The sequence below is a fragment of the Actinomycetospora sp. genome, assembly GCF_055612215.1.
In genome coordinates, this window is record NZ_JBVPVA010000820.1 from 1 (window position 1) to 7209 (window position 7209).

Annotated in this window: 8 protein-coding genes and 1 pseudogene; 4 read left to right on the forward strand and 5 right to left on the reverse strand. The window is 75.6% G+C overall.

Annotated elements, in window-relative coordinates; genetic code table 11:
* From AC0CYZ_RS22365 to mug, 3 genes are all read right to left on the reverse strand, one after another.
* On the reverse strand, positions 1 to 650 hold a 650-nt coding region (locus AC0CYZ_RS22365), incomplete at its 3' end, for an iron-containing alcohol dehydrogenase (protein WP_472219393.1).
* A 46-nt stretch (positions 651 to 696) separates the two neighbouring features.
* A complete protein-coding gene (locus AC0CYZ_RS22370; RefSeq protein WP_472219395.1) occupies positions 697 to 1515 on the reverse strand; it encodes an N-acyl homoserine lactonase family protein in 819 nt (272 codons plus the stop codon).
* Between the two features lie 75 nt (positions 1516 to 1590).
* Complete coding sequence (gene mug, locus AC0CYZ_RS22375; protein ID WP_472219397.1) at positions 1591 to 2160, reverse strand: G/U mismatch-specific DNA glycosylase; 570 nt, start codon at positions 2158 to 2160, stop codon at positions 1591 to 1593.
* A gap of 137 nt (positions 2161 to 2297) precedes the next feature.
* Here mug and AC0CYZ_RS22380 point away from each other — a divergent pair, with 137 nt between their 5' ends.
* Together AC0CYZ_RS22380 and AC0CYZ_RS22385 are read left to right on the forward strand one after the other, a co-directional pair.
* Positions 2298 to 2612 carry a hypothetical protein gene (locus AC0CYZ_RS22380; RefSeq protein ID WP_472219399.1) on the forward strand — a complete coding sequence of 105 codons (315 nt, stop codon included), beginning with the start codon at positions 2298 to 2300 and terminating at the stop codon, positions 2610 to 2612.
* Entirely contained in the window at positions 2609 to 3988 is a 1380-nt protein-coding gene (locus AC0CYZ_RS22385; protein ID WP_472219401.1) for an alpha/beta hydrolase, read from the forward strand. Before AC0CYZ_RS22380 ends, AC0CYZ_RS22385 begins: the two co-directional genes overlap by 4 nt.
* 81 nt (positions 3989 to 4069) lie before the next feature.
* On the opposite strand, the gene AC0CYZ_RS22390 is transcribed toward AC0CYZ_RS22385, so the two are convergent.
* Complete coding sequence (locus AC0CYZ_RS22390; RefSeq protein ID WP_472219403.1) at positions 4070 to 5071, reverse strand: hypothetical protein; 1002 nt, start codon at positions 5069 to 5071, stop codon at positions 4070 to 4072.
* Between the two features lie 106 nt (positions 5072 to 5177).
* On the opposite strand from AC0CYZ_RS22390, the gene AC0CYZ_RS22395 reads away from it, so the two are divergent.
* Together AC0CYZ_RS22395 and AC0CYZ_RS22400 are read left to right on the forward strand one after the other, a co-directional pair.
* On the forward strand, positions 5178 to 5720 hold the full coding sequence (locus AC0CYZ_RS22395; RefSeq protein WP_472219405.1) for a peptidylprolyl isomerase: 543 nt from the start codon (positions 5178 to 5180) through the stop codon (positions 5718 to 5720).
* Between the two features lie 46 nt (positions 5721 to 5766).
* A complete protein-coding gene (locus AC0CYZ_RS22400) occupies positions 5767 to 6654 on the forward strand; it encodes a rhomboid family intramembrane serine protease (RefSeq protein ID WP_472219407.1) in 888 nt (295 codons plus the stop codon).
* Between the two features lie 57 nt (positions 6655 to 6711).
* Here AC0CYZ_RS22400 and AC0CYZ_RS22405 read toward each other — a convergent pair.
* A pseudogene (locus AC0CYZ_RS22405) lies at positions 6712 to 7167 on the reverse strand (PH domain-containing protein); the annotation flags it as partial.
* Between the last annotated feature and the right edge of the window lie 42 nt (positions 7168 to 7209).

Genomic DNA, 7209 nt, shown 5'->3' on the forward strand with positions numbered 1-7209 from the left:
CTCTCCAGGGCGTGGCACAGGATGTCCATCCCCGCCGAAGCGGTGACACCGGCTGGCTGGGTCATCGTGAGGACCGGGTCGACGACGGCAAGGGTCGGCCGCAGCCGCTGGTGGCTGATGCCGGTCTTGACGCGCTGCGCCAGGACGTCCATCACGCAGATGGTCGTGCTCTCCGCGCCGGTGCCTGTGGTGGTGGGAACGGCCACGAGCGGCAGCAGCGGGCGCGACGGTGGTTTGCCGGCGCCGACAGGTGCGTTGACGTAGTCCATCAGCTCACCGGGGTGCGTGGTGAGCAGGTTGACGGCCTTCGCGGTGTCGATGGCCGAGCCGCCGCCGACGGCGACGAACCCGTCCCACGGCCCCTGCTCGGTCGCGTAGCCGATGGCCTTGTTCATCGAGTCGTCGGTCGGCTCGACGTGCACGCCGTCGAAGATCTCGACGGTCATGTCGTACCGGCGGATGTTGTCGGCGATCCGGTCGGGCAGGCCGGTCTGCTGCATGCCCGGGTCGGTGATCAGGAGGATGCGCTTCGCCCCGTACTGGGAGAGGTCGAAGCCGATCTCGTCGGCCGCCCCCGCCCCGAACTTCAGGGGCGGTGCGCCCCAGGTGAAGACGCTCTCCTCGGTGGGCACTTCTGGTCCGGCGCTCATCGTGGCCCGGCTCCCTTCTCGGCGGCTGCTGCGGACCGCGGACCACTCACGTGTAGTACGCGCCCTGCGAGGCGAGCTTGAGCTGCTTGATCTGCTCGGCGTCGTGGCCGAAGACGACGGTGGCGTCGGTGCGCTCGGCGATGCCGCGGATCTTCTCCACCGACGCGTAGAACTGGCCCATGTCGTTGACGATGGCGGCCGGCGTGGTCGGCGGGCCGTAGCTCTCGCCCATGTACACGGCGTCGGACGTGAAGATCATCGTGCCGGTGTCGGGCAGGTCGACCTGCATCGACATCGTGCCGGGGGTGTGGCCGGGGGTCTCGAGCAGCGTGACGCCGGGGAGGAACTCGGTGTCACCGGAGACGGTGTCCCAGTTCAGGTCCTCGTAGTCGGTCTTGAGGTGGGCGCCGGTGAACAGGCCGTCGAACCCGAAGGCGAACTCCTTCTCCTTCTCGCTGCAGATCAGCTTGGCCGAGGAGTCCTTGAACAGGTCGGCGTTGCCGCAGTGGTCGAAGTGGAGGTGGCTGAGCACGACGTAGTCGATCTGGTTGACGCCGATGCCCAGCTGCTTGAGACGCGAGTCGAGGTACTCGTCCTCGCTGACCTTCTCGTAGGGGAAGAAGTCCTGCAGGCCCGTCGGGCCCCAGCGCTCCTCCCAGTCCCGGGGGCAGCTGGTGTCCCAGAGGATGGTGCCGTCGGGCGTCTCGACGAGGACGCAGTGCGTGGGGACGGTTGCCCACTCGGTCGGCTCGTCGCGCTGCTGGCGGGGGCGGATGGACCGCCCCGGCTTCAGCAGCAGCCACGTCAGGTCCGCAGTCATCGCCCCGCAGTCCAGCACGCTGACCTTGATGTCTCCGCTCGCCACGTCAGGCCTCCTCGCCGTCCACCACGCCCCGCCGACACGGGGCAGAGGGACCGTTGCATGTGACCCACACCATGGTCAACTGATCGAATCGGTGGCCGCCGCGTGCAGCTGCGCGAAGGCCTCGGCCAGGGTCGCCGGGGTGTAGTGGGCGTTGAGCCCGCTCGGGTTCGGCAGGACCCAGATCGCGGTGTCGTCGACCGTCCGGTGCTGGGGTCCGACGACGGCGGCGCGGTCCGCGAAGGCCACCCGGTAGGCGACGATCCCGACCACGGCGAGCCACCGCGGCCGGTACGTGCGCACCTGGGCGCGCAGCCGCTCGCCGCCCGCGACGAGCTCGTCGTCGGAGAGCTCGTCGGCCCGGGCGGTCGCGCGGGGGGCGACGTTCGTGATGCCGAGCCCGAGGGCCGGCAGCAGGTGCTGCTCGGCCGGGGCGAACACCCGCGGGGTGAACCCGCCGGCGTGCAGGGCGGGCCAGAACCGGTTGCCGGGGCGGGCGAAGTGGTGGCCGGTGTACGCGGAGACCAGGCCCGGGTTGATGCCGCTGAAGAGCACGCGCAGCGGTGGGTCGCCGGGGCCGGGCAGGACGTCGGGGAGCAGCTTCTCCCGGGCGGCCTCGAGCTCGGCGCGGCTGGGGCGGGGGGCCACCCGGCGCAGTGAACCACGACGACGGTTCGGGGGCCGTCCGGCCGAGCGATCCGTCCCCACCGGCAGCCCGGGCCCGGTTGTCCCCAGGGCCGGTGCGCCCCGGGTTTCGTCGCGGGCCGCCGCCGCGTCCATCCCGCGTGAGCGACGAGACGGCGGGGTTCGCCCTCGACCCGGCGGAGCTGCGCCGGGCGGCGTCGGAGACCGCACGGGCGGCCGACGCGGCGCAGGAGGCCGGCCGCGCGCTGGTGGCGGGTCTGCGGGCCCTGGCCGCGACGCTGCCGGGCACGCGGGCCGGTCCGGCCGCCGCGGCCCTGGCGGCGCACTGGGAGGACGAGACGGCCCGCTGGGTGGCCGGGGCCCGCGCGCTCGACGGGGCGCTCCGGGGCACCGCGGCCGGTGCCGACGCCGCCGACGCGGCCGTGGCCGGTCTCCTCGCCGGGAGCCCGCGGTGACCGGCCCGCTGGCGGAGGTGGCGCACTCGGTCGGTGCGGCGGTCGCGGCCTGGGAGCAGTCGGTGTTCGGGGCCTCGGGGCCCGGAGGAATCCCCTCCGACTGGTCCGGGCCCGCCGCGGAGGCGGCCCGGACGGCGGGGTCCCGGCTCCTGGAGCGCGGCGGCGGGCTCCTCGACCGGGCCCGACGGCTCACGGCGGTGCTGGCCGACCTGGCGCACACCGCGGGTACCGCCGACACCGACCGGCCGACGCTGGACCCGGTGCAGGACGCGCGTCTCACTGCGGCGCTCCTCGCGGCCGCCCGGCCGGGTCCGGCCGCCGCCGGCGCCCCCGTCGACGGGCCGGCCCCCGCCTCCGTCGCGCACTGGTGGGCCGGGCTGGACGCCGCGGAGCGGGGCCGGCTGACCGCGGAGCGCCCCGAGCTCGTCGGCGGGCTCGACGGCGTCCCGGCGGCCGACCGGGACCGGGCGAACCGGCGGCGGCTGGCGGCGGCCCGCGACGGGGCCCGGGGCGAGGAGGCGGCGCTCGACGCCGCCCGCGACCACGTCGCCGGGTTCGGGGACCTGCAGGACCTCGAGGACCGGCTCGCCGCGGTGCGCGCCCGGCTCGGCCGCCTCGCCGCCGTGGACGCCGCGAGCGCCGGGCCGGGGCACGAGCTGCTCGACCTCGACCCGGCGAGCGGCCGCGCGGCGGTGGCCGTCGGGGACGTCGACCACGCGGGTCACGTCGGGGTGTTCGTCCCCGGCTTCACCGCCCGCCCGGAGGACCTCCCCGGCCGGGTCGCCGAGCTCGACGCGCTGGCGGCCCGCGCGGGGCCGGGCACCGCCGTGGTCGCCTGGTACGACTACGCGGCCCCGCAGTGGTCGGGGGTCGCCGACCCGGCGCGATCGGTCCTCGGCACGCGCCCGGCGAGGGACGCCGCCGACCGGCTCGCGTCGTTCCTCACCGGCGTCGACGCGGCGCGGCCCGCCCCGGTGCACCTCACGGCGATCGGCCACTCCTACGGCACGCTCACCCTCGCCCGGGCCCTGCCGGCGGCGCCCGCCGTGGACGACGTCGTGCTGCTCGGGTCGCCCGGGGTCACCCCGTTCCCGGACCGGCCCGGCCACGTGTGGGTCGGCGAGGCCCGCGGTGACCCGATCGCCGACACGGGCTGGTTCGGCGGTGACCCGAGCGCCGCCCGCGGGGTGCACCGCCTCGCCACCACGGGCTCCCGGGGCCACACCGGCTACCTGCGCCCGGGCAGCGCCGGCGCGGCCGGGGTGGCGGCGGTGGTCGCCGGACGCCCGGACGACGTCGTCACCGACCCCGGCACCGGGGTCGGTGACCGGCTGCGCGGACTCCTCGGCGCGGGGCCGCTGCGCCCGGGGTCGTGAGGACCCCGGACGCACGCGCGGCCGGTCCCGGACGCACGGGGCGTCCAGGACCGGCCGCGCGAGGGGACCGGGAGTGTGGCGTCAGCTCTGGGCGCCGCCCGCCGGCTTGTTGCTGCCGGCCGTGCCGTTCGTGCTCGGGCTCGGCGAGACCGAGTCGGTGGGCGACGAGGGGGGAACGATTCCGCCCGGCTCCTCCGGGTCCGGCACCGCACCGGCCGCGGCGGCCGGCGTGCTCGGCGACGGGGTGGCCGCCGTCGTGGGGGCCGGCTTCGGCCGCGGTGCCGGCGGGGGCGGCGGCGGGAGCTCGGGCGCCTTGCGTGTCGCGACGATCGCGATACCGGCGCCGAGGACGGCCAGGACGATCCACAGGCCCCAGCGACGGCGCTTGGTCTCCTGCGGTTCGATGCGGGCCGCGAGGTCCTTGCGGACCCCGGTCAGCCCGCCCTCGAGCGAGCCGCGGACGGAGTCACCGAGGTCGCGCAGCTCGCCGACGCTGCTCGGCAGCGGCGAGGACTCGAGGGCCTTGCGGGCCTCCTTGGTGCTGGTCGGCACCGACGAGGACTCGAGGGCCTTGCGCGCGTCCTTCGCGTACTGCCCGCCGAGCTCGCGCAGCTCGTCGACGCTGCTCGGCAGCGGCGAGGCCTCGAGGAGCTTGCGGGCCTCCTTGGCGCTGGTCGGCACCGACGAGGACTCGAGCGCCTTGCGGGCGTCCTTCGCGTACGACTTCGCCTGCTGGCGGGCCTGCTTGCGGGCCTGCTTGGCCGCCTGGTTGGCGCGTTTGCGCCCCTCGGCACGCACCTCCTCGGCCCGCTTGCGGGCCTCGCCCTGCGCCTCCTGGGCGCGCTTACGGGCCTCCTTGCGGGCCTCGAGCACGCGCTGGCGGGCGTCCTCGGCGGCCTGGCGCACGTCCCTGCGGACCTCGGCGCGCTTCTTCGCGCCCTGCTTGCGGGCCTTCTCACGGTCCTTGCGTGCCTGGGCGGCAGCCTTCTCCGCGTGCTTGGCCGCCTTCTTGCGGGCGCGGCGGCCCTCCTTGCGCAGATCGTCCAGGTCCGACCTGGCACCGATCACGGTCTTGCTGCTCAACGGCGACACCTCACTCCTCGGTGGCGGCTCATCATGCCGCCATCCCCTTGCCCTGCAAGTGCCCGACCCGCCGGTGCGTCACACCCGCGGGGCCGTCGGTGGCACGATGACGCCCGTGACGAATCCCGAGAGCGGGCCGACCGCGACGCTGCACACCTCGAACGGCGACATCACCGTCAACCTCTTCCCCGACCAGGCGCCCAAGACCGTGGCGAACTTCGTCGGCCTGGCGACGGGCGAGGGCCAGTACAGCGAGCCGAACGCGAAGGGTTCCTCGAGCGGGCCGTTCTACGACGGCACCATCTTCCACCGGGTCATCGCCGGGTTCATGCTCCAGACCGGGGATCCCACCGGAACGGGTCGGGGTGGGCCGGGCTACAAGTTCGCCGACGAGTTCCACCCGGACCTGCGCTTCGACCGGCCCTACCTGCTCGCCATGGCCAACGCGGGGCCCGGGACCAACGGGTCGCAGTTCTTCATCACGGTCGCGCCGACCACGTGGCTCAACCGCAAGCACACCATCTTCGGCGAGGTGGCCGACCAGGCCTCGCGCGACGTCGTCGACGCCATCGCCGCCGCCCCGACGGGCCCGGGCGACCGCCCGGTGTCCGACATCGTGATCGAGAGCGTCGAGGTCTCCGGCCGGTAGCCGGGATCCGACCCCGCCGTCACCGGACGGCCCGGACAATGGGGGCATGAGCGTTCCCGCGGGCGGCCCGCCCGAGGCGGAGACCCACGTCTGCGTCCGTCATCCCGACCGGCCCACCGGGCTGCGCTGCACCCGCTGCGATCGCCCGGCCTGCCCGCAGTGCCTGCGCGAGGCGCCGGTCGGGATGCAGTGCGTCGACTGCGTCTCGGCGGGGGCGCGCAGCACGCCGCGGGCCCGGGTGCGGCCGAGCACACCGGTCGTCGTCCCCACCCTCATCGCGGTCAACGTCGCGGTCTTCGTGCTGACGGTCCTCGACGCGGGCAGCGTGGCCGACAACGCCTCGGGGTCGGTGTTCGCCGCCGCGGCGCTCGCGCCCGTCCAGGTCGCCGGTGGCGGCTGGTGGCGGCTCGTGACGTCGGGCTTCCTGCACATCGGGCTGCTGCACCTGGTGTTCAACATGATCGCGCTGTGGTTCATCGGCCGGGACGTCGAGCTCGTGCTCGGCCGGCTGCGCTTCTCGGTGCTCTACGGCGTCTCGCTGCTGGGCGGGTCGACCGCGGTCATGCTCTTCGGCGCCCCGGGCGGGGAGGTGGCGGGCGCCTCCGGCGCGATCTTCGGCCTCATGGGTGCGCTGCTCGTGCTGCTGCGCCGGATGCAGCTGCCGATGACCTCGGCGCTCGTCATCGTCGGCCTCAACGTCGTGCTCTCGCTGACCGTGCCGGGCATCTCGCTGCTGGGCCACCTCGGCGGGCTGGTGGTCGGCGTCGTCGTGGCCGCCGGGATGGTGCACGGCCCGGCGCGGTCACGGCCGGCCGCGGGCCTCGTCGTCGCCGGGGCCGTCGTCGCCGTCCTGCTCGTCGCGATCGTGCTGCGCGACCTGTCCTTCGGGTCGATCGTCTGCGACACGGCCACCGCCTGCCGCCGGGGCGCCTGAGCCCGACGTCGGCCCGGCCCGTGGTCGGCCCCGGCCGACGTCCGCCCGGTGGGCCTGCAGCGCCTCGGCGACGTCGGCGGGGTCCGTGCCCAGCTCCAGGCGGCCGAGGACGAGCAGGCGCTCGCCGCCGTCGTCGTCGCGCGCGTCGATCTCGAGGTAGGCCGCCGGCAGCCCGAGGCGGCGCATCCGCACGACCCGCACGGCGTCGACGCGGGCCCACGGCCACCGCCGGGTGGCCAGCGGGCCGCGCAGGACCAGCGCGTCGTCGTCGGCGGCGAGCCGCGGACGGGCCCGGAGCCCGACGAGCGCCGCGGCGCCGACGACCACCCCGGCCACCCCGAGCAGCAGTCGGCCCGCCGGGTCGAGGCTCCCGGTGCGTGCGCCCAGCACCACCCACGCCAGCAGGGCGACCGCCCCGAGCAGGCCGAGGACGACCGCGGGGACCGGGGCGGCCCACCGCCGGGGGACGACGGGGACGGCGTCGTCAGGGTTGTCCACAGACTCCGTCCACACTGGGGACGAATGACACCGATGTAGTTCGCGCCCCGGTCAGCG

What these genes read in the sequence shown, in the direction of transcription:
- AC0CYZ_RS22395 (WP_472219405.1), top strand. Translation starts at nt 5,178, where the DNA reads ATGACGCCCGTGACGAATCCCGAGAGCGGGCCGACCGCGACGCTGCAC.
- AC0CYZ_RS22400 (WP_472219407.1), top strand. Translation starts at nt 5,767, where the DNA reads ATGAGCGTTCCCGCGGGCGGCCCGCCCGAGGCGGAGACCCACGTCTGC.